The organism is Ruficoccus amylovorans, from assembly GCF_014230085.1.
GTDB lineage: Bacteria > Verrucomicrobiota > Verrucomicrobiia > Opitutales > Cerasicoccaceae > Ruficoccus > Ruficoccus amylovorans.
In genome coordinates, this window is sequence record NZ_JACHVB010000064.1 from 177,166 (window position 1) to 198,614 (window position 21,449).

23 protein-coding genes and 1 tRNA gene are annotated in these 21,449 nt (G+C 61.9%); 16 read left to right on the forward strand and 8 right to left on the reverse strand.

Going from position 1 to position 21,449, the window contains the following annotated elements:
* Positions 1-27: 27 nt before the first annotated feature.
* From H5P28_RS19440 to H5P28_RS19450, 3 genes are all read right to left on the reverse strand, one after another.
* On the reverse strand, positions 28-909 hold the full coding sequence (locus H5P28_RS19440) for an SMP-30/gluconolactonase/LRE family protein (protein ID WP_185677353.1): 882 nt from the start codon (positions 907-909) through the stop codon (positions 28-30).
* A gap of 151 nt (positions 910-1,060) precedes the next feature.
* Complete coding sequence (locus H5P28_RS19445) at positions 1,061-2,695, reverse strand: fucose isomerase (protein WP_185677354.1); 1,635 nt, start codon at positions 2,693-2,695, stop codon at positions 1,061-1,063.
* 146 nt (positions 2,696-2,841) lie between these two features.
* Complete coding sequence (locus H5P28_RS19450; RefSeq protein ID WP_185677355.1) at positions 2,842-3,813, reverse strand: metallophosphoesterase; 972 nt, start codon at positions 3,811-3,813, stop codon at positions 2,842-2,844.
* A 189-nt stretch (positions 3,814-4,002) separates the two neighbouring features.
* Here H5P28_RS19450 and ribB point away from each other — a divergent pair, with 189 nt between their 5' ends.
* From ribB to H5P28_RS19495, 9 genes are all read left to right on the forward strand, one after another.
* Positions 4,003-5,106 carry a 3,4-dihydroxy-2-butanone-4-phosphate synthase gene (ribB, locus tag H5P28_RS19455; protein ID WP_185677356.1) on the forward strand — a complete coding sequence of 368 codons (1,104 nt, stop codon included), beginning with the start codon at positions 4,003-4,005 and terminating at the stop codon, positions 5,104-5,106.
* Positions 5,107-5,238: 132 nt separating this feature from the next.
* Positions 5,239-5,775 (forward strand): 6,7-dimethyl-8-ribityllumazine synthase, encoded by a 537-nt coding sequence (ribH, locus tag H5P28_RS19460; protein WP_185677357.1) that lies wholly within the window; start codon positions 5,239-5,241, stop codon positions 5,773-5,775.
* A 3-nt stretch (positions 5,776-5,778) separates the two neighbouring features.
* Positions 5,779-6,309, forward strand: coding sequence for a transcription antitermination factor NusB (nusB, locus tag H5P28_RS19465; protein ID WP_185677358.1), 531 nt, complete (start codon positions 5,779-5,781; stop codon positions 6,307-6,309).
* 203 nt (positions 6,310-6,512) lie between these two features.
* Positions 6,513-7,442 carry a signal recognition particle-docking protein FtsY gene (gene ftsY, locus H5P28_RS19470; RefSeq protein WP_185677359.1) on the forward strand — a complete coding sequence of 310 codons (930 nt, stop codon included), beginning with the start codon at positions 6,513-6,515 and terminating at the stop codon, positions 7,440-7,442.
* A gap of 93 nt (positions 7,443-7,535) precedes the next feature.
* On the forward strand, positions 7,536-8,657 hold the full coding sequence (gene aroB, locus H5P28_RS19475) for a 3-dehydroquinate synthase (protein WP_185677360.1): 1,122 nt from the start codon (positions 7,536-7,538) through the stop codon (positions 8,655-8,657).
* A gap of 125 nt (positions 8,658-8,782) precedes the next feature.
* On the forward strand, positions 8,783-9,394 hold the full coding sequence (locus H5P28_RS19480; RefSeq protein WP_185677361.1) for a hypothetical protein: 612 nt from the start codon (positions 8,783-8,785) through the stop codon (positions 9,392-9,394).
* Between the two features lie 114 nt (positions 9,395-9,508).
* Positions 9,509-10,222 carry an acyl-ACP--UDP-N-acetylglucosamine O-acyltransferase gene (lpxA, locus tag H5P28_RS19485; protein ID WP_185677362.1) on the forward strand — a complete coding sequence of 238 codons (714 nt, stop codon included), beginning with the start codon at positions 9,509-9,511 and terminating at the stop codon, positions 10,220-10,222.
* Positions 10,223-10,332: 110 nt separating this feature from the next.
* Positions 10,333-11,238, forward strand: a complete 906-nt coding sequence (locus H5P28_RS19490; protein WP_185677363.1) for a PdxA family dehydrogenase — start codon at positions 10,333-10,335, stop codon at positions 11,236-11,238.
* Between the two features lie 85 nt (positions 11,239-11,323).
* Positions 11,324-11,701 carry a HesB/IscA family protein gene (locus H5P28_RS19495; RefSeq protein ID WP_185677364.1) on the forward strand — a complete coding sequence of 126 codons (378 nt, stop codon included), beginning with the start codon at positions 11,324-11,326 and terminating at the stop codon, positions 11,699-11,701.
* 85 nt (positions 11,702-11,786) lie between these two features.
* On the opposite strand, the gene H5P28_RS19500 is transcribed toward H5P28_RS19495, so the two are convergent.
* The 4 genes from H5P28_RS19500 to H5P28_RS19515 form a co-directional block, all read right to left on the reverse strand.
* Positions 11,787-12,356: an RNA polymerase sigma factor gene (locus H5P28_RS19500; RefSeq protein WP_185677365.1), complete on the reverse strand. Its 570-nt coding sequence runs from the start codon at positions 12,354-12,356 to the stop codon at positions 11,787-11,789.
* A gap of 12 nt (positions 12,357-12,368) precedes the next feature.
* Complete coding sequence (locus H5P28_RS19505; RefSeq protein WP_185677366.1) at positions 12,369-12,836, reverse strand: periplasmic heavy metal sensor; 468 nt, start codon at positions 12,834-12,836, stop codon at positions 12,369-12,371.
* An 18-nt stretch (positions 12,837-12,854) separates the two neighbouring features.
* Positions 12,855-13,184 carry a hypothetical protein gene (locus H5P28_RS19510; protein ID WP_185677367.1) on the reverse strand — a complete coding sequence of 110 codons (330 nt, stop codon included), beginning with the start codon at positions 13,182-13,184 and terminating at the stop codon, positions 12,855-12,857.
* Positions 13,185-13,292: 108 nt separating this feature from the next.
* Positions 13,293-13,367 (reverse strand) — tRNA-Arg (locus H5P28_RS19515).
* 90 nt (positions 13,368-13,457) lie between these two features.
* Between H5P28_RS19515 and H5P28_RS19520 the strand changes: the two genes are divergently transcribed.
* A complete protein-coding gene (locus tag H5P28_RS19520) occupies positions 13,458-13,838 on the forward strand; it encodes a hypothetical protein (RefSeq protein ID WP_185677368.1) in 381 nt (126 codons plus the stop codon).
* A 1,286-nt stretch (positions 13,839-15,124) separates the two neighbouring features.
* Here the strand turns inward: H5P28_RS19520 and H5P28_RS19525 are convergent.
* Positions 15,125-15,391: a helix-turn-helix domain-containing protein gene (locus H5P28_RS19525; RefSeq protein WP_185677369.1), complete on the reverse strand. Its 267-nt coding sequence runs from the start codon at positions 15,389-15,391 to the stop codon at positions 15,125-15,127.
* A gap of 188 nt (positions 15,392-15,579) precedes the next feature.
* Here H5P28_RS19525 and H5P28_RS19960 point away from each other — a divergent pair, with 188 nt between their 5' ends.
* From H5P28_RS19960 to H5P28_RS19555, 6 genes are all read left to right on the forward strand, one after another.
* Complete coding sequence (locus H5P28_RS19960; protein WP_185677370.1) at positions 15,580-15,993, forward strand: ankyrin repeat domain-containing protein; 414 nt, start codon at positions 15,580-15,582, stop codon at positions 15,991-15,993.
* Between the two features lie 163 nt (positions 15,994-16,156).
* Positions 16,157-16,708, forward strand: a complete 552-nt coding sequence (locus H5P28_RS19535; RefSeq protein WP_185677371.1) for a hypothetical protein — start codon at positions 16,157-16,159, stop codon at positions 16,706-16,708.
* Between the two features lie 173 nt (positions 16,709-16,881).
* Positions 16,882-17,424, forward strand: a complete 543-nt coding sequence (locus H5P28_RS19540) for a hypothetical protein (RefSeq protein ID WP_185677372.1) — start codon at positions 16,882-16,884, stop codon at positions 17,422-17,424.
* On the forward strand, positions 17,400-18,188 hold the full coding sequence (locus H5P28_RS19545; protein ID WP_185677373.1) for a hypothetical protein: 789 nt from the start codon (positions 17,400-17,402) through the stop codon (positions 18,186-18,188). Before H5P28_RS19540 ends, H5P28_RS19545 begins: the two co-directional genes overlap by 25 nt.
* Before the next feature lie 152 nt (positions 18,189-18,340).
* Positions 18,341-18,547, forward strand: a complete 207-nt coding sequence (locus H5P28_RS19550; protein WP_185677374.1) for a hypothetical protein — start codon at positions 18,341-18,343, stop codon at positions 18,545-18,547.
* Between the two features lie 17 nt (positions 18,548-18,564).
* The gene (locus H5P28_RS19555) at positions 18,565-21,330 is read left to right on the forward strand and encodes a thrombospondin type 3 repeat-containing protein (protein ID WP_185676386.1); all 2,766 of its coding nucleotides are present in this window, start codon (positions 18,565-18,567) and stop codon (positions 21,328-21,330) included.
* Positions 21,331-21,449: the final 119 nt, after the last annotated feature.

Here is a 21,449-nt window from a genome sequence, read left to right on the forward strand (position 1 = left end):
TTTTGTGGCGTGGTGTCGGGGGCGTTTTTATCCGCCGAAGACAGTGCCCCGGCAACCCTGGACACCGGGTTCGGCGGCGAAGATATGTCCGGCAGCGGTGGCTTCCTTGGGGGCTAGCTGCTCGCTGTTCAGGCGGGAGGTGGTGAAGTAAAGTGTCTCCAGGCCGGGGCCTCCGAAGGTGGGGCAGGTCACGCCGGGGCAGGGGGCGAGCACCCGCTCGATCATCTTCCCCTTGATCGGGTCGTAGCAGGCGACCATCCCTCCACCGTAGAGGGCGACCCAGAGGTTGCCCTCGACGTCGATGGTCATGCCGTCGGGCTTGCCGAGGCCGTCGGGGACTTCGACCACGGTGCGTCGGTTTTTCAGGCTGCCGGTGGCCGCGTCGTAGTCAAAGGCCTCGACGCGGCGGGTGGGCGAGTCGATGTAGTACATGGTCTGTTCGTCGTGGGACCAGCACAGGCCGTTGGAGATGGCCACGTTATCCAGCAACTGGCGGGCGCTGAGGTCTTTCTCGATCAGCCAGAGGCTGCCCAGCGGAGAGACCTTGTCGTCGCTCATGGATCCGGCAAAAAGCCGTCCGTCCGGTCCGGGTTTGCCCTCGTTGAAGCGCGTGTCCTTGAGGTGGGCTTCGGGATCGACGAGAAAGGTGATCTCGTTACCGCGCAGGTCGAGCCGGGCGATGCCCTCGCGGGTGCCGAGGATGAGGTCGCCGGTCTCGGTGGGATGGGCGAAACCCACCTGGCAGGGGACGCTCCACATCCGGTCTTCGTCCTGGGCCGGGTCGTAGAGGTGGACCTCGCAGGCCAGGATGTCCACCCAGATGAGCTGTCGGCGGGCGGCCCACCAGCAGGCTCCCTCTCCGTGCTGCTTGGCGCGGGGGTGGAGCATCGTCGCGTGATGCGTTTTCATCGTCTCACCAGCAAGCCACAAAAAAGCCGGTGCGGCAAGTCCGCACCGGCTTTGATAAATGATTGGTGTTACGTTCTCCGCGTTAGAGGGAGCGGCCTTTCTTGGACGCGTAGGGGGATTTGTCCCCCTCGATGTCCAGTGCGGTCGCGCCCTAGAGCTTTTCGCCCTTGTCGTTGGTTCCGCAGATGGAGACTTCGATCCCGAGCTGGCGGGCGAGTTCGGCCTTGGCGTAGAGGCACAGGTCGGCGGCCTTGCCGTCCTTGGCGTAGGCGACATTGAGGTGGTTGGCCTTGTGGCGGGCCATCATCTGGTCGCGGCTGACACCGTAGCTGACGAAGTGCATGATCGGCCACTGCGGGGTGGTTTCTTCCAGGCGGCGACGGGTTTCCTCTTCGGGCAGTTCGATCGCCTTGCCGCGGCCGACGTCCATCTTGAGCTTGCCGTCCTCGACGTAGATACGGCTCCAGACCAACTCGCCCGGATGGGCTACGCCCATGAGCGTGCTGCCGCCGGCCGGGAAATACATGGCGGGCTGACGGTAGCCGTGGCTGCCCTTCCAGCCGCCGGTGTGGTGCTCGATGGGGGCGCCGCCGGAGATGAGAAAGACCCAGACGTACTCGTCGGTCGAGCCGGACTTGTCCCAGTCACCCCAGCGCAAGTCGTGCAGGGTGGTTTCGGGCGGCTGGCCGAGGGCGAGGTGCACGCGGTTGGTGAAGATCGCGTCGAGGCCGCAGCACTCGTCCACTTCGTTGAAGTGGGGGTAGGGCTGGCCCTTCTTGATGATCTCGCCCTTGGCGTTCTTGACGGGGGGGCGGTCGGTGCTATTGAGCATGCCTTCGACCAGATCGGAGGCCGGGCACATGTCCTTGAGGCCCTGCTGATACTGGATGCCGAGGGCATCGCAGCCAAAGGCGTCGCCGATGCGGCAGGCGGCCACGTACATCTTGCACTGTTCGATGACCTGCTTCTTGACCAGTTCGGTCTTGCCGTCCTTGCCGAAGTGGAAGTTGAAGCCCTTCTTTTCGATGAAGTTGTAAACCTCCTCGGCCTCGGCGTTGGAGACCTGGCTCATGCCGTAGAGCAGGGCGCTCTGGCTGAGGCGCTCCTTGTACACGCCGGTGGAGAAGAGCAGTTCGTCCGGGATGGTGGCGTTGTACATGCCCATACAGAACTCGTCGAACACGCCCATGATGGCCTTGTTCTGGTCGAGATCCTTGGCGATTTTTTCAGCCACGGACTTGGCGCGGGCGGGGGCCTTTTTCGGGGCGTACTTGCGCACCTGTGCGGTCGGGTGGGAGACGGTGCCGGTCTTGAGCCAGGTTTCGAGATTCTTCTGGAAGGATTTGTCGGTCTGGAAGTCTTCGCTCCACAGGGTCGAGTACTTGACTCCGGCCTTGGTCAGGGAGCCGTTGAGGTTGAGCATGCCGACGAGGCCCGGCCAGGTGCCGCTCCAGTTGGCCACGGTGAGGATCGGCCCCTGGTGGGAGATCAGTCCGGCGAGCACGTGGTGGGAGTATTGCCAGACGGCTTCGGCCACGATGATGGGGGCCTTGCGGTCGATCTTGGCGAAGATCTCCATGCCCTCTCTCTGGCTGCCGATGAAGCCATGCCCTTCGTCCTTCTTAAAGGAGTGGGCGCGCTTGACGGAGTAGCCCAGGAGCGAGACGACCTTCTTGAGTTCGTTTTCCATCTTTTCCTGTTCGGGCCAGCAGTTTTGGTTGGCCGAGAGGCGGAGGTCGCCACTGGCAACGAGCAGGACGGTTTTTGCGGGGGTTTTTTTAGCCATGATGTTGTTGATGGGTTGGGCGTTTAAGGAAAGCGCTCATCCAAGCAAGACCCGGAAAAAACCAGCAAGGCAATTCAGTGGTACAAGCCGGGGAATTCAGTGGTACAGAAATATCATCGCTCGATGGAGAGTGTTCCGGTGCTTCTTCAGGCGTGGCGGGTGAGGGTGTGCAGGGTGACTTCGGCTGGGCAGTTGAGGCGTAGCGGCACGCAACCGGCGCCCGTCCCGCGCGAGGTGTAGCCGCGCATCCGCCCGTAGGTCCAGTCGCCGGCGACGAGGGCGCGGGGGGCGGGGCAGTGAGTGATGAGCGCGCGCCCGCCGGGCAGGCAGAACTGCCCCCCGTGGGTGTGCCCGGAGAGCATGAGGTCCACCCCGAGCCCCTCGGCCTCCCGGTACGTCTGGGGGCTGTGCGAGAGGAGCAACTTGCAAGCGGTCGGGGGTACCTCCCGCAGGGCGCGGGCGAGGTCGTGGGTCTGGTAAAAATACGGGTCGTCCACCCCGGCCAGCCAGAGGGTTTGGCCGCTGCGTTCGAGGGGGAGGGCCTCGTTGAGCAGGACGCGGATGCCCATTGCTTCCAGGTCGGGGACTTTTTCGATAAAATCGTGGTTGCCCAGCACGCCCGCCTTGGGGCCGGGCAGGTGACGGTAAATCCGCGCCGTTTGCTCCATCGAGGCGCGGTGGCAGTCGCGGGTCCGGTTGCGGAAGTCGCCGGTATTCACGCACAGGTCGTACTCGACACCCGCCAGCGCGGCAATGACCGCATCGGGCAGCGCCGGGTCGAGGTCGGTGTGCAGGTCGGCCAGGTGGAGGATGCGGAAGCCCTCGAATGCTGCCGGCAGGCGCGGCAGCACGACACGGTTCTCTATGAGGCGGATTTTTAAGTAGTTGCGGTAGCCGCGCCCGTAGAGGCCGGTCATTTTGAAAATAACGGTGATGAGCCCTTCCAGCCGGATGTGACGCTCCAACCGAAAAAAGCCCTCCCCCTGGACGGCCAGGTGTGCCTCCAACTCCTGCTGGGCGCGCAGGCGGCGTTCGAGTAGCGCTTCACCCAGGCGCGAACCGAGTTGCGCGTAAAGATCACCCTCCGTCGGGGCCGCTTGCCGGGAAACTGCATTCATGCCTTTTCGCAGGATCGTGCCGGATTCCTTTGTTGGCGGCAACCCTTGAACGGGGGAGGAGGTATGTTTGAGCGTAGCGAATCGCGCTGGGGGAGAGGGCCTTTCAGTTCGCATAGGGGCGCGGCCCTTAAAGCAGCTCCAGCCGGAGCTTGTCATTAGGGCAGAGATGGGTATGAGTAGGTGGTTCCGATGCCGAAGAAAGCCACAAATCCCTTTGATCCGATCGAGGAAGCCATTGCCGCCATCGCGGCGGGCGAACCGGTGATCGTGACCGATGACGAGTCCCGCGAAAACGAGGGTGACCTGATCGTAGCCGGTCAGAAGGCCACCCCCGAGATCATTAACATGATGATCCGTGAGGCGCGGGGCCTGGTCTGCGTGCCGATGGCCGACCACCAGCTCCAGCGGCTGGGGATTCAGGCGATGGTCGCCGTCAACCGCGAGTCGCACGGGACGAACTTCACCGTCTCGGTCGATGCCGCCGAGGGCATCACGACCGGCATCGGGGCCTACGACCGCTACAAAACGATCAGCATCCTGGCCGACCCGAAGGCCACTCCCGACCAACTCGTGCAGCCGGGGCACATCTTTCCGCTTGGCGCAAGGCCGGGCGGTGTCCTTCAGCGGGCCGGACACACCGAGGCCGCCGTCGATCTGGTCACGCTGGCGGGACTTTTTCCGGTTGGCGTCATTTGCGAGATTTTAAAGGAGGACGGCTCTTCGGCCCGCCTGCCGGACCTGATCAAGTTCAAGAAAAAGCACGGCCTCAAGCTGGTTTCCATCGCCGACCTGATCCACTACCGCCACAAGCGTGACAAGCTCGTGCGCCGCGTGGCCACGTTGCCCTTTGAGTCGGAGTTCGGTCAGTTCGACCTGCACGTTTTCCAGAGCCAGTCCGACCACCGCAAGCACATCGCCCTCTCGCGGGGCCAGCTCGACGAACGCCCGACGCTTGTGCGCGTGCACAGCGAGAACATCCTCGGTGACCTCTTCCGGGGCAAAAAAATGACCGGCCACTCCTCGCTGACCAAGGCGCTCAAGCGCGTGGCTCAGGAGGGGCACGGGGTCGTGCTCTACATGGAGCAACCGGACGGCGGGCTCAACCTCCAGCCCGGCGAGGACGGGGCCGCCCGGCTCGCCCCGGCCAAGATGGACTTCCGCGACTATGGGATCGGGGCGCAGATCCTCTCAGAGCTGGGCCTGCGCAAGATCCGCCTGCTCTCCGGGACACAGCGCCGTGTCGTTGCCCTCGATGGCTACGACCTGGAAATTGTCGAGCAGATCCCGCTCTGAGCTGCCTGCCGGGCAACATCCTCCCCCGCGTATCCGGGTAACTCCGGCTTTGCCATCGGTGAAAAATCCTGAATGATCTTTCCTCCGCTGTCTTTGCCGGTCCCTCTCTTTTAATACGTTTTCCATCACCACATGTCTTTCCACGCACCAGAACCTTTGAAAATCGACGGCTCGGAGCTGTACTTCGGCATCGTTGCGGCCCGCTACAACGGCGCGTATGTCGATGCCCTGATCGAGCGCGTCTCCGCCGTCCTCAAGGAGGCCGGTGTGCCCCGGGCCAATGTCCGCCTGGAGCGCGTCCCCGGCTCGAACGAGATCCCGTACCTGGCGACCATGATGGCCGCCACCCGGCAGTACGACTGCATCATCGCCCTGGGGGTGATCATCCGCGGGGGCACCGCGCACGACGAGGTCATCGCCCACAGCACGGCCTCCATCCTGCACCGCGTGGCCATGCAGACCGAGTGCCCGGTTATCAACGGCATCCTCACCGTCAACAACACCGAGCAGGCTGAGGAGCGCGTCAACGGCCACGCCGACCGTGGAGGCGAGTTTGCCCGCGCCGCGCTGGAAATGGCCCGCCACAAGGTGAACTACGTGCAGCTTTTGGACGAGATTGACGCCGAGGCCGCCGCCGACGACATCAACGACCTTTTCAACAAGAACTGAGCCATGCCCGAGTACGAACAAGCCCCCGGCGAAGACGCCCTCCAGCGCCCGCCCCGGCCCGACGGTCAGGCCGATTCCAAGCCCTCAAAGCCCGCCAAGGCTCCCTCTCCCCGGCACCTGAACCGTGTCGCCGCCATGCAGTTCCTCTACATGGCCGAGATCAACCAACCCGAGGGGTTGAGCGAGGCGCTTTACGACTTTTTCAACAACCGCGACCACCCGCGCGACTACTACGCCTTTGGCGAAACCCTGGCCAGCGGCGCGTGGGAAAAGCGCGAGGAGGTGGACAAAACGATCCGCGAGCACGCCCGTAACTGGTCCTTCGACCGTATCGCCAAGGTGGACCTCGCCATCCTCCGTCTGGCCATCTACGAACTGCATTTCCGCCGGGACATCCCGCCCATCGTCTCCATCAACGAGGCCATTGACCTCTCCAAGGAGTTCTCCACCCCCGACGCCAAGCGCTTTATCAACGGCATCCTCGACAAGCTCAAGGGCACCCTCGATCGACCGCTAAGAACGGCGGATGTCTGACGCCGTAGTGCTCGCCTTGTGACAAGGCTTGCCCGCGAAGCCACGCGAAGGGTAACGAAATCTTTTTCCTCTATCTCTTCGCGCCTCTTCGCGTGGCTTCGCGGGCAAATTCTTTTGAAAACTGCTGCGCGGCAGATTGAAGCCGGGGCGACAGAAACCAACCTTGCCTTTCGGCGTGGCAGCGGGAAAATCGCTCTTTCCCTATGGCTTCATTTTTTTCGCGATTCAAGGAAGGTCTGAAGAAGACCACGCCGACCTTTTACAAGATATTTGGTAAGGTCGGGGGGATTTTCAGCGGCAAAAAGCTCGACGCGTCCAGCCTGGACGAACTTGAGGAGGCGCTCTACGGGGCGGACTTCGGGGTGGAGACGGCGACCGAGATCATCGAGGAAATTCAGGCCGCCTACAAGCAGGACAAATCCCTGCGCGGCCAGGACGCCGCCCGCATCGGCGCGACCGTGCTCAAGCGCGTGCTCGCCGGGGCCGAGTTCTCGACCGACTTCCGCGCCCATAACCCCGAGGTCATCTGCCTGATCGGGGTCAACGGCTCGGGCAAGACCACCACCGCGGCCAAGCTCGCCTGGCGTTTCAAGGAAGAGGGGCGGGGCGTCACCCTGGGGGCCTGTGACACCTTCCGCGCCGCCGCCAACGAGCAGATTAAGACCTGGGCCGACCGGCTCGGACTCGACCTGGTGGCGAGCCAGCACAAGGCCGATGCCGCCGCCGTCGCCTTCGACGCCTGGCAGGCCGCCAATTCGCGTCACCGGGACATTCTGATCCTCGACACGGCGGGCCGCCTACACACCAAGAGCAATCTGATGGAGGAGCTGAAAAAAATCCGCCGCGTCCTGCAAAAGCACGACGAGACAGCCCCGCACCACGCCTGGCTGGTGGTGGACGGCTCCCTCGGCTCGAACTCCATCGAGCAGGCCCGCGTGTTCCATGAGGCCTTCGGGTTGACCGGGCTCATCATCACCAAGCTGGACGGCACCAGCCGGGGCGGCGCGCTTGTGGGGATCTACCGTGAGCTGGGCATCCCCATCGCCTACGTCGGCCTGGGCGAGCAAAAGGAAGATCTCCAACCCTTCTCTGTCGAGAACTACGTCAACGCCATCTTCGGCATCGAGGAGTAGGGGAGACCGCCCGCGAAGAAACGCGAAGCGTATTTATGCACTAAAAAACTCCGTGCCTTTGTGCCTCTGTGTGAGTAAATTAAAAACAACACCATGAGCGATAAACTGACCGTCGAACTGGGGGAGCGCAGCTACCCGATCATCATTGCCTCCACCCGGCAGGAGTACCGCGAAGCCATCCGCTCGACCGAGGCATGGACGGCGGGGGCGGCTGTCATTTTTGACGAAAACACACGCCAGTATCTGCCCGACGGAATGCCGGAGGAGATTGTTTACATCGGCTTCGAGCCGGGCGAGCAGACCAAGTGCTTCGCCAGCCTCCACCGCATTATGGACGAGATGGCCGCGGGCCGCATCGACCGCGGGGGCCGCGTGATCGCGCTCGGCGGCGGGGTCATCGGCGACCTGGCCGGGTACGCCGCTGCCAGCTACCTGCGCGGGGTGGATTTTTACCAGGTGCCCACGACCCTGCTCGCGATGGTGGACAGCTCGGTCGGCGGCAAGACCGGGATCAACATCGCCGCCGGGAAAAACCTCGTCGGGGCCTTCTGGCAGCCGCAGGCGGTTTTCATCTGCACCGAGCTTTTGAAAACCCTCCCGCCGCGTGAATTCGCCGCCGGGATGGCCGAAGTCATCAAGTACGGGATGCTCTACGACCGGGCGCTTTTCGACCAGCTCGCCGGGCTTGAGCAACCGCTGGCCTGGGACCACCCGGCCCTGACCGGCATCATCCGGCGCTGCTGCGAGATCAAGGCCGAGATCGTCAAAGCCGACGAAAAGGAAACCGCCGCCAGCGGTGGGCGCGCCCTGCTCAACCTCGGGCACACCTTTGCCCACGCCATCGAGAACGTCGCCGGCTACGGCACTTACCTGCACGGCGAGGCCGTGGCTATCGGCCTGGTGCTCGCAGCCGAGCTTTCCGCCCGGCTGACGGACGACGGGGCGATTGGTTTTGACTTTGACCGGGCCGATGCCGAGGCCGTGCGCAAGCTCGTCGCCGCCAACGCTCTGCCCACCTCGCTGAAAGACCCGCTCGGCGGCCAGCCCGCCCCTGCTCTCGATATCGACAAACTGATGGACGCCATGCGCCGCGACAAAAAAGTCCGTTCGGGCCGCCTGCGCTTTGTGGCGATGGAGGAGATCGGCCGCGCCGTCACTGTGGCCGATGTCCCGGAGGCGTGGATACGGGAGCTGTGGCAGCAGAGCGCGCAGTAGCGAGTTTTCATTTCTCAGTGGCCATCGCTGATGGACCGGGTTGGTCCGGAGGCGGCTATCACTGCCGACGGCAGCTTTAAATGGCCATTGACCCCCGGCGAATGAGGACTTAACCCTTTTCTCTCATGGCTGGTGTCGATGAGACCATCGTACGTGAGTACTTCGAGATGAACGGGTTCCTCGTTCGTCAGCTACGCAAGTACGCGGTGCAGTCGCGCGCCAAACGCAGCGAGGAGGAGATCGACCTGGTGGTCTATAACCCGACCTGGCGCAAGGGCGCGGGCAAACCCAACTTCATGCTCTTCTCCAACGAGCTTGAGCTGGTCCAGCGGGCGGTGGTCATTGTCAAGGGTTGGCACAGTCAGCGTTTTACACCCGGCACCCTGCGTGGGAGTTCGGATATTTTCAAGTTTCTGGAAAAGGACGTGCTCAAGAAGGCCGAGGACCTCTTTCACGTGGACGAGAAGCAGGTCGAGGACATCGGTCCGTTTATGAAAATCCTCGTCATGCCCGGCCTGCCCACCCACGAGCCGCACAAGTCCCAGAGCATCGAACTGCTGGAAAAGGCGGGGATCGATGCCATCATTTCCTTCCGATCGATCCTGCAGGACATCGTCCAAAAGCTCGAAGTGAACCACAACTACCAGAAGTCCGACCTGCTCCAGATCCTGCGCATCCTGAAAAACTACGACATGGTCAAGGCTCCGCAACTGGAGCTTTTCGGCGGCAAGCGGTAGGCGCTTCATGTCCGCCGAAGTGTATTCAAAAAATGAATACATACCCAGTCTCGCATGCGCCCGCCCGCTTTTACCAACTTTCAAGCTCTTAAACGTTCAAACACTCAAACTTTCATGAGCGAAGCTCTGATCGAACCCGGCGCGACATTTGGCGCTGACTGTAATCTCGCTCCGTTCGCGGTGCTCAAGGCCGGGGCCGTCCTCGGTGACGGCGTGACGGTGGACCACTTCACCGTGGTTGGCGGGCTGCCGCAGGATTTGAAGTTCGACCCCGCGACAAAAAGCGGTGTCCGTATCGGCGCGGGCAGTGTATTGCGCGAGGGTGTGACCGTCCACCGTGCCACACGCGAGGGGGCCTTTACCGAAATTGGGAAAAACTGCCTGCTCATGGCCAACTCTCACGTCGGCCACGACAGTGTGCTCGGGGACAACGTCATCATGGCCAACGGTGCGCTGCTGGGCGGGCACGTCCATGTCGGCAAAAACGCCTTTATCAGTGGCAACGCCGTCATCCACCAGCACGTGCGCGTGGGCGAGGGCTGCATCATCTCCGGCGGTTCGCGCGTTGGGCTCGATGTGCCGCCCTTCGTCATTGTCGATGGCAAGAACACCGTGGGCGGGCTGAACCTCGTCGGCCTGCGTCGCCGGGGCCATACCGCCGAGGAGATTGCCGACCTGAAAAACTGCTACCGGGCCATCTACATGAGCGAGGTGAAAGGCTCCGCCGCTGACAAGGCGGCCACTGTCGAGCCGAAGACCGCGACTGGAAAGATTTTTATCGATTTCTTCGCTGACCGTGGGCGCGGATTTATCCATGCTCGGCGTTAGGTATGCTGGACACCGGATCGCAGTTAAAGATGAGTTTTTACCGCAAAGGCAAAGGCCCTGTATCCTAAACCTTTGCGCCTTCGCGTCTTTGCGGTTAATCTATTCCTCCCATGATTGACAAACCCATCGCCATCACCTGCGGAGACCCGGCCGGAGTCGGCCCGGAGATCGTCGCGAAAATTTTTAAAGAGCACCCCGAGCTGCGCGAAAAAGTCTGCCCGGTCGGTCCGGCCTCGTGGCTTTCCACACTGGACTATGCGCAGGCCAAGGAAGTGGGCGAGCCGGGCTTTAGGGCCGATCCGGGGAAGCCCTCGGTCGAGGGTGCGGTGGTCGCGTTGGAGGCGCTCGACGAGGCTGCCTACGGTTGTCGCCAGGGCCGGTACAGCGCGGTGGTGACGGGGCCGGTGAGCAAGGCCTGGATGTCGCAGGCCGGGGGGACCTGGCCGGGGCAGACGGAGTTTTTTGCCGAGCGCTGGTATGGCGAGCCGACGATGGCCTTCGCCGGTGGCAAGTTGACCGTTGTTCTTGCCACTTGGCACGTGCCGCTGATGGAGGTGATGAACCACCTGACGCGCGAGTCGGTCGAGCGGGCGGTGAAAAACGCCGATCGCCTGGCGCGCAAGCTCGGCGCGTCCACGCCTCGTATCGGGGTGTGCGGTCTGAACCCGCACGCGGGCGAGGGCGGTCTGATCGGCTACGAGGAGCAGGGGCAACTCGACCCGATGCTCGACGTGCTGCGTGAGACCTACCCCGGCCTCTCGAAGTGCGAGCCGGGCGATACGCTTTTTCACCGACAGCTTCAGGGCGAGTTCGATGTCATTATCGCCATGTATCACGACCAGGGGCTCGCGCCGCTCAAGGCGGTGGACTTCGACCGGGCGGTCAATATCACGCTCGGCCTGCCCTTCGTGCGGACGAGTCCGGACCACGGCACGGCCTTCGGAATCGCTGGTCAGGGCAAGGCCGATGCCGGAAGTTTTCTGCGGGCGATTGAGCTGGCCGGCGTGTTGATGTAGAGTCTGGTCGCGGATGAGGCTGGTTTTTCATTCCGAGCCGGCCCTTGCTTTTTTGGCCAGCGTGGTTTTCCTTAAAAGCAATCCCATGATATCTTCTCCGACCACAGAATTACCCGACGGCGTGCGGGTGGGCGACGAGCGCCTGATCAAGCTCACCGACAGTGCGGGCGAAAAACTGCACCAACTCATCGCGCGCGAAAACAAGGGCGAGTACCTGCGCGTGGCCATCACCGGCGGTGGCTGCAACGGCCTCTCGTACAAGATGAAGTTCGTGACCACTCCGAAGAAGGGCGACATCGTGGTGTACTCGGGCGGGGCACAGGCGGTCGTGGATTCCAAGAGCGCGCTTTACATCAAGGGGACGACGCTGGACTACTCGGATAAGATGGTCGGCGGCGGCTTTAAGTTTTCCAACCCGAACGCCGCCTCCAGTTGTTCGTGCGGCGAGAGCTTTTCGGTATAGGCCACATGCTAATGGGCCTCGGATGCCTGGATTCGCGGTCTCGGCTTGCGTTTGTGCAATAGCCAACGTGAAAGTCCTCTATCCCTCAAAAATCTTTCAGATTTTTCTGTAAGATCTTTCGGGCACGGTAGATGCGTGTCTCGACGGCCTTGGCGCTGATCCCGAGCACGGCGGCGCACTCCTCGTGGGAGTTGTCTTCGAGCACGCAAAAGACGAGGGGAAAGCGCAGCTTGTGAGGAAGTGTTTGAATCACGGCCTGTACAGCGCGCATACGCTCGCGCAAATCGGTACGCTCGGCGGGAGTGCGTTCTCCGCCAGGAATCTCCTCTTCAAGCCGCCTTGGGGCAGCATCGCTGAGTGCTGTCTGCAGTGAGATGTCTTTACAGCGTTTCTTGTGTCGGCGGAGGTGGTCCCGGCTGAGGTTGGCTGCGATGGCAAATATCCAGGTGCGTACCTTCGCGCGAGGCTGATACCTGTGCGCGTACTTGTAGACCCGGAAAAAAGTCTCCGAGGTCAACTCGGCTGCGTCCGCCTCATTACCGCAGTAGCGCAACGTGAAGTGGAAGACGGCCTCGCGATGGCGCTGCATGAGCGCTTTGAGCCCGTATTCGTCGCCTCCTTGAATGCGCTCCAGAATTGGCAGATCCTCATCCATCACCGCCCGCCGTTATTCCGGTTGGCTGAGTGCCTCTACCGCTATGTCGCGAAGTTTATCCTGCTTGTCCGGAGGCAGTACATTAAGCATTTCATAGTAATGTTCGATGGACAAGGCCTGTAGCTGGCCGTGGACGGCGTGCAGGCGGTGGACGGCATCGGTGACCTCCGGCGAGTATTGGTTGTGGGTGCGCAGAAGTTCGGAGAGTTCGGCAATACGTTGATGAAAGGTCTCTAACAAGGTTTCTCGGCGGGCACGGTACCCGGCATCGAAAGCTTCTATGCGGGCTGTTTCCTCGGGGCTCAGGCCGAGCTCCTGGCTCAGCCAATGTGTGCCGCGAACCGGTTGATTGGTTGGGACTTCGTTGCGGATGACCAACCGTGCGGTGATAAGCGAAATGCTTGCGCAGACGACGACCAGCAGGGCGAACAGGAGTAGCCAGCGGCGGACTACGGAGGGAGGTGGGGGGCGGTTGCTCATCGGCTGACGAAAGGTTGATTATTTTTCGAATTTTACCAACTCGGTCTGCCTGACGAAGTCAAAATCGAGGGCTTGGCTGGCGGCGGCTTGGCGTCCGTTTTGGCTTGCGTAAGCCGATGCCGAGAGGGCCGTGAAGAACGCGCTACCCAGTGCCAATAGCGCGACACTGGCCACAATCGCTGTGGTGCTGGGTGCGAATGCCCCGAGCCAGCTCAGCCAATTGGATGTTTCAATGACCTGATCCTGGTGAACACGGCGCAATATCCGGGCTTCCAGTGAGGACGGACAAGGGGGAAGCTCCGAATCTTTTATCTGTGTAAGAATCGTGTCTATCTCGTGTTCCTGCATATCGACCTTTAACGTACGAAACCAAACGACCCCTCAAAAAAAACGCTTTGTCCGGCGAGGTGCAACCTGTGAATCGCTCCAATTGGTTATCGGATAGGCTCTATTTCCTGGTGCCCCCACCGAGACTCGAACTCGGATTAACGGTTTAGGAAACCGCGGTTCTATCCATTGAACTATGGGGACAAGTAGTTTATATAGATCGACTTGAGAGTCTGGTGTTGCTGGGAAAGATATGACTTTTCACTGTGTTTTGTAACCCATTAGATTCAAAGCATGCCCAAGACGAAGCAAGCCGACGCAGGAAGCGGCCAGTTCGTGAAGGTTGCTGAGAATCTTTACCGGTATCAGCCATCAGGGGGTTACTATGCTTTGCTCAAAGGGGGCGGCAAGCAAATCCGCCGTTCACTTAAGACGCGGGACCGCAAGCTGGCGGAACGCCGCCTGGCTGGCCTGCGTGAAAAGGTGGACCGCATCGACACTAATGAGGGCAAGACCAAGGTCGAGTTTATGGAGGCCGCCCAGCTTTGGCTCGACTGCATGCGGCCGCATCTCACGCCGAGTTCGTTCCTCCGGCGGCAAACGAGTGTCAAGCAACTCAAGCGGCATTTTGGTGGCCACTCGGTGCGAGCTATTACCTGTACGCTTTGTAATTAATGGGCCAAGCTGCCTGAGCCCCCGAAACAGGTCCATTGCGATTGAGATGATTTTCTGTTACAGTCCAGCTAATCGATATTGAAACGAGGAAGACGAAGTACCTTCATCGCCAAGCCCATCAAGCGTTGGCTGGCTGGCAATCAGATCAAGACGCTCGATAGTAAGAAGCTGGTTTCCAACAACTGGCTGATGTCCAAAAACTTTTGCCACTTAAACTTGAAAAGTGGCGTCCCCACGGGGATTCGAACCCGCTTGAGTACTTCACCTATTTTCATCTGATTTCACTTTTTGTTAGTTACCAGCGTCTTACGAGAGGCTGAGGCGGACGTCAGATGCATGGAAGTGCATATAAATGCTTGTTTTTTGGCAAATGATTGGCAAATCGCGTGTCCTTCGACAAAGATACAGCAGCAGTTTCTCTAACCCGAAGATTCTTGTTATTCTAGCCTGATAGGAATTACAAGATATGCGTCCGAAGCGTCCGGTGGAGAGTCTGCGTAGGCAGAAGGCTCAGTTGTAGGAGTATTGGTAAAAAGCATCGAGCTTCCGAAGAATGGTTACTGGCAGCGTCAGCATGCCCGGGAGAGGTTCGGGCGAGGCTAATCTCGCTTCACATTCTTCGGCTCCGGCGTTCCGGGCCTGCCGCAAGTCTGTGTAATCCCGATGGGGAAGGGGGAGGGTACGGTTTGGTTGGAGGGCCGCATGGCTGACGCCGGGCGACACAGGAGGGCGGAGTCTTGTGTGTTAGTAGGGGAGTCCGATTGTGGAGAATGTCTCACTCTCTCATTTTGGCCCGATTTTTTTCGTTATCATAGGGCCAAATACCCCGCACGTCATGTTCAGTGCCCTGTTAGTTATCTGAGTAGCAAGGTCTAGTAGAAGTGGGCACGTAGAGGAGCCCTGTCATGATATTCCGATCAGGGCGTGGTGGGTGGGCCTTTAGGCGTCGTTGGAAGCCTCCTTGAGCGGGGATAATGGCTGGAAAAAGGGGGCTTTTTGCCCCTTTTGCCCCTTAAACTCCCCCCTTGGGGGCGTTGATGAGACACCGGTCCCCAGGGGCCCTATGTCAAACGATCTGCCCTTTGGGTCCCCAGGGTCCCTGGGGGACCGGTGTCTCCTTGATGTGATTTCCTCCGCTTCATCCCTCTTGAAAGGTACTCCAGGTGGAGCGGACGGAGAGGCCCTGCGGCCCTGCTTCTCCTCGCCGGGTGGCCAGGCCGATGAAGAGTTCCGGCCCCGTGCGGTGTCCTCTATTCAGAGAAGATGAGCAGGAGAAGGTGAGCGGCTTACTTGTGGACGCGGCTGCTGGCGACCTTGCGGACGGGTTTTGACTTCGTGGGGAGGGTCGGGGCGAGGAACTCATGGGCTTCCAGGCTGAAGGCCCGGGCGATCCGCTCGACCGTGCTGACCCAGATCTCCTTCTTGCGGCAGGACTCGATCTGCTGAAGGAATTTCTCGGACATGTCGGCGAGCTCCGCCAGCTCCTGCTGGGTCATACCATGTTTCTGGCGCAGCTCTCGGCTTCTTTGGGCGACACGTTCGACTGAATTCACCCCAGCGATCATAGTGGAAAAGGCTTGCTATTGTTACCAGTGATCGCTGGGGTTGTCGGGCCATGGTAAAACTACTGATTCTGCTCATAACGTCCTTCGTCTGGTTGGGGTTTGCCGGTCTTTGTGGCTGTGCGGCAACGGTCTCTTCTTCTAAAGAGGAAGGCTGTGTTAACCCTGCTGAGCCCGGAGTGTCTTCTGGCTCACGGGCAGCGGTGTTGTGGACTCCCTTGGGGCAGGCGGCGAGGCAGACGGACGACCCGGCGGTCATTGGCAGGCTTGTGCGGGCCGGGGAGGATCCCAACGGGAGAAACCGCTACGGTGCGACGGCGTTGATGTACGCGGCCCTCTCCAACTCCTCGGTGGTGGTCATTCAGGCCCTGATCGCAGCCGGGGCGGACCCGAACGACGCCGATGACGATGAGTTGACCCCGCTGATGTATGCGGCCCAGGAAAACACCACCGAGGTCGTCCGGGCCCTGCTGAAGGCGGGGGCGCTTCCGAATGCCCAAACCCAATACGGCTGGACCGCCTTGATGGCTGCTGACCGAGGTCATGTTTTTCAGTTCAGACCAAAACCCTATCAGATACAGCATATCCAATAAAAAGCCCCTCAGCTACAGTCGTATGTACATGCCTGATGGGTTGGCCCGCCTCATCGCCTACAACATATACACCAACTGGCGATGACCAATCAGGCCGGGACAGTGTTCACAGTTTGATGCCCCAGATTTTCAACCAATTCACCCACAAACGACAAGGACAACCATGGACGTAGATGAATTCAAAGCCCTCCTTGAGAGCACGCTGGATGCGAAGTTCGCGCAGATCATGAGCGACAAGCCCGCCAAGGAGCGTTTCCTGCACTATGTTGACGCGATTACGTTGACGACGGCGGTCCGCAACATTTTCAAGCACAAGCTGAAGGTGACGCCGCCGCAGGTGGAGGCGGCCTGCAAGCTGAGCGAGGCGGTGCTGGCCCCCTCGGGCCGGGAGCGTGAAAACCTGATCAAGGCGGCGGTCGGAGTCGGCGGCGGGGCCGCCGGGATCGCCATGGTTATCGGCGGGATCGGAGCGGCTCTCGGCTGGGGGGCGGGTGCCGTGGCGGCCACGACGGCCTTCTTCATGGGCAGTTCCATCGCCGGTCCGGTGGGCTGGATCTCGACGGGTATCGCCATTGCGGCGGTGGCGGGGTACTTTGTGTTGACCGGCAGTCCGCAGAAGGACACCGAACGTTTCATGCGGGTGCTCAAGAACTCCGTCAACCAGGCGGTCGAGGCGATCTGGCCCCAGTACGGGGAGGCCCTTTCCGACTCGTAAGAACGGCCTCCCATGGAAGCGCTCGCCTACATCGTGCCGGGACAGTTCGCCTACCTGCACCTGCCCGCGGCTCAACTGCGTCACTTCGTGGACGGGCTGTTTCCGTTTTTTGCGAAGTTCCCGCTGGCGGACTCGCTGGCCTCCGGCGGCGGACACCGTTGGAAGGCCACTTCGTGGACGGGCTGTTTCCGTTTTTTGCGAAGTTCCCGCTGGCGGACTCGCTGGCCTCCGGCGGCGGACACCGTTGGAAGGCCGGGCACGACCTGCTTCTCGACCTGCCGGGCACCTTCTCCCAGCACGGGATCGTGGAGGGCTACAGGCACGCGGGACACGTCCTGCTGACGGATTTCCCGACCAAGGCGGGCATCCCCATTCCCGGCTTCTCACGGGCCGGCCTGGGGCAGTGGCTGGAAGGGATGGGGATTTCCAACGGCTGGCTGAATGTCAACGCCTGTGACGCCGGAGTCGGCCTGTTCGCGGTGGCCGAGGGCAGCGCGGACCTCATGCAGGCCTTCAGCGGCACGCTGGACATGGGGCCTTGGACGTTCGTGGATACCTTTGTCGAAGGCGGCGTGGAGGTCGTGCTGGGCTGCTGGTTGGAAAACCCGTTTCTGCTCGCCGGCGGGATCGAGAAGCGGGCATCCCCATTCCCGGCTTCTCACGGGCCGGCCTGGGGCAGTGGCTGGAAGGGATGGGGATTTCCAACGGCTGGCTGAATGTCAACGCCTGCGACGCCGGAGTCGGCCTGTTCGCGGTGGCCGAGGGCAGCGCGGACCTCATGCAGGCCTTCAGCGGCACGCTGGACATGGGGGCCTGGACGTTCGTGGATACCTTTGTCGAAGGCGGCGTGGAGGTCGTGCTGGGCTGCTGGTTGGAAAACCCGTTCCTGCTCGCCGGTGGGATCGAGAACGTGCTGGCGGGGGTGGTCTCGGCCTGGAAGACCTTCTCGGTCTACGTGGACCCGCAGAGCTTCTTCGGGGCGTCCCTGACCTCCGCGCTCATCGGGCTGACCGTCGGCTACGGGATCGCCGGGCAATCGCCCTCGGAGGCGTTGACGACGGCTCTCCGCAGCGGCGTGGTCGGCGGGCTCTTCAGTGTCTCGGCCGCGTTCGGCTTCGGTGCCATCGGGGGCCTGCTGGCCTGCCTGGCCGGGCGTGCCCTGGCCCGACGGCACCAGATGGCGGCGGACCGCCTGCTGACGGTCGATGCGACCAGCCTGGGGCTCTTGCTGGAGGAACTGGAGCAGGGCTCTCCGGACTTCCCGGCATTCCTGCGTTCGCTTGAGGGACGACTGCTTGTGGTGACTGCCCGGAGCCTGCCGGAGGATCAACCGGCACTGGCGCAAGCCTGCCTCCGCCTTCCCTGCGAGCCGGACGGGCTTGTCGGGTGTTGTCGGTCTCTGCGTGCCGATGGCAAGGGGCTGCATCTGCTAACCGCACCCCGGGAGGAGTTGTTTCCGACGGACTTTTCCGGCCTGTGAGGTGGGTGCGGGGTGGTAGCGGTTAGCGGTTTCTCGGGTGATCGATGGGCTTCTCGCCTTTATCAGATTTGTTTATCCGAAATAAAAGGCTTGCCAGTTTTTTGTAATAAAATCTTACTGTGATTGGTTTTCCGAAGATAACCCTGTTTGCTATGAAACCTACTGCCCTGCCTCTTGTTGTCTTGCTTGCCACCTCTTCCGTCCTGAGTGCTCAGGAGCCCTCGGGGGGGACCCTGATCGAAATGTCCGGGATCGGCGGCTTTATTCTGACCGCGTACCTGCTGATGTTTCTGGGGCGCAGGAATCCGGAGGGGAAGCTGGCCCGCTTCGCGGCAAAGATTCTGCCCGGCAGGCGTTAACCTCGGAAAGGCTCCCCATGTTCCGAGTTAGCGCAGCCGTTTTCGGGCTTTCGCTAGCCCTCTTCACCGGCCCCTTGAGCGGGCAGGTTTCCTTGCCGTATGAGACGGATTTCGAGTCGGCGGCGGGGTATGTGCCCGGCAATCCGCCGGGCCTGGCTCCCTGGAGCGCGGGCGGTTCGGGCGCGGTAGTGACCGCGGTTGATTCGGCTTCGGCGGCGCAGTCGATTTTGTTTCCGGACGGGGTGTCGGGCTTTCTGAGGGGGAGCTTCGGCGGTGCTCAGCCGGGGGCGGTGACCTTTGTCGATTTTTACTTAAAACCCATGGCCGGGTCGCAGGAGAGCCTGCCGCAGGTTTCCAGTACGGAGACCTCGGCCATGACCGGCGTGGTGGAGAGTGCGGGCGCGGGCTGGCTGTACGCCGTGCATGGCGACGGGCAGGGCGGCGGAGAGTGGCAACTGGTGCCGCGCTCCTTTGCGTTGAACGACGGTGTATCCACAAACTGGATACGCCTGACCTACCGGCTCAACTACGCGACCAAGACCTGGGACCTGTACCTGGACGAAGACCTCGTGGCGACGGACTTGGGCTTTATTGACGATGTGCTGGAGAGTTTCAGCTCGTTCCGGCTCAAGGGCGGTGGGCTGGCACCGGTGTATTTTGACTTCTTCTACGCCGGGTACGACAACCCGATCTTCCTCGACAGCGACGGGGACGGCATGAGCGACGCCTACGAAATCGCCAGCGGCCTGAACCCGAACATGGACGACCGCTACGGGGACCTCGACTTTGACGGGATCGCGAACATCCACGAGTTCCTCTACGACCTGGCGGCGGGCAACCCGGACAGCGACGGGGACGGCGTGCATGACGGGTGGGAATTCGCCTTCGGGGGCGATCCGGCGGCGGCGGACAACTACACCCTGGCTGCGCTGCCCTACACGGACAGTTTTGAGAACCACCCCACGGCCAACGTGACCAGTGCGGGCGGTTGGGCCTATCAGGGAGGCAATGAGCCGCAGCTCAGCAGTGCCGAGGCCGCCGCTGGCAGTTACTCGGTGTTTGTCAACGCCTCCACCTCCTCGACGGCGCTTTATAATCTCTTCACGGCGGTGCCCGACACCGTGGTCTGGGTGGACTTCGCGCTCAAGCCGGGAATGCTGGCCGAGGAACCCGCCCTGAGTGCGGCGACATCGGCGGGCTTTTACTTTAACGACGAGGGGCTGCTGCGGGCTTTTGACGGCGCGGTCCTGCCGATGGGCGGCTGGCAGACACTGGCCCACGAGCACGTCCAGAGCGATCAGTGGCAGCGGCTCACCGTCCAGCTCAACTACACCACGCAGCGCTGGGCGGTGTACCTCAACGGGGTGCGCCTGGCCAATGGACTTGGCTTTGCCAACGCGGTGCCGTTCTTTCAGTCCTTCCGGATGACGGAGTCCGAGGGCGGTGAGACTTACCTGGACGCGGTGCAGGTCGGCTACACCGAGCCCGCCGATCTCGACAACGACGGTGACGGCCTGAGCAATGCCTGGGAAATCGCCGCTGCCGCTCACGGTTACGACCCGGAGAACGCCTACTCGGCCGACCCGACCGGCATGGTGCGCGATGATTATTACGACCTGGACCGGGACGGGCTGGGCACGCTGGCGGAGCTGGCCGCCGGGACCGACTTTACCAACCCGGACACGGACGGCGACGGCCTGCTCGATGGTGCCGAAAGCACACTGGGCGAGGACCCGCTGGTGGCGGGGAGTTTCAACGCGCTCAGCGCGGACAGCAACGGCATCTACTCCTGGCAGGCCGGATTCGAGCCCGCGGAGGGCTACAGCGTCGCCGCCCTGAGCGGGCAAAACCGTTGGCGTACCGACTCGGCGCTGGTGACCGTGAGCGCGGCGCAGGCGCAGGCCGGGACTCAATCCGTGACCCTGGAGACCGCGGCGAGCGAGGCGGTTTCCGCCGAGCAGTGGCTGGCTTCACCGGTCGGGGCGAGCGTGGTCTGGGTGAGCTTTTATGCCAAACTGACCCCCGGCGGCCTGCCCGACCTCTCGCAGCGCGAGACGCTCGGGGCGGCTTACTTCACGACCGACGAGGCAGGCACCCTGCACGTTTATGACGGGGGCAGCAGCCAGTGGCTGGATGCCGGTCTGGCCGTGAACGCGGCCAACTGGATGCGCTTCGATGTCCGCCTCGACTACGCGGCCAAGACCTGGAGCCTCTGGGCCGATGCGACGGAGGTTGCCCTTGACGTGGGCTTTGCCAACACGGCCATCGCCGGCTTCACGCGGGTCCGCTTCGAGCAGTTGAGCCAGTCCGAGAGCCAGGGCTTTATCGACTCGTTACGTGTGTCCACCGCCATGCCAGCGGAGCTCTCCCCGTGGGGCATGGTCCCCGAGGACTGGAAGCAGGCACTCGTCGATGCTGACGACTCCGACGCCATCACCAGCACGGCCCAGGTCCTGCCGGGAGATGATTACGACGGCGACGGCCTGAGCAACGAGGAGGAGTTCCGGCAGGGCAAATCGCCCACCGTGGCCGATGCCGATGTGCTGTACTACGTCTCGGCCGACACCGGCAATGACGTTTACTACAACGGCCTCAGCCTCTACCCCGGCCAGCCCAGCAGCCTGCACGGCCCCAAGGCCACCCTCTCTGGTGTCTTCGCTGCCGCCGCCGATGAAAGCCGCATCCTCGTGCAAGCCTCGTCCATCGCCTACGACGAGACCACCCTCAACCTCAACGGCAAAAACCTCACCCTCCGCCCCAACGGCGACGTTACCCTGAGGTAGTTTTTGCCCCCTTACGTGAGCCCGCTCCCGACCTCCCTGCACCCTTTACCCCGGACACCATGAATCTCCTCCACTGCCTCGCTGTCATGCCCTTGCTCGCCTTGCCCCTGATGGCGGAG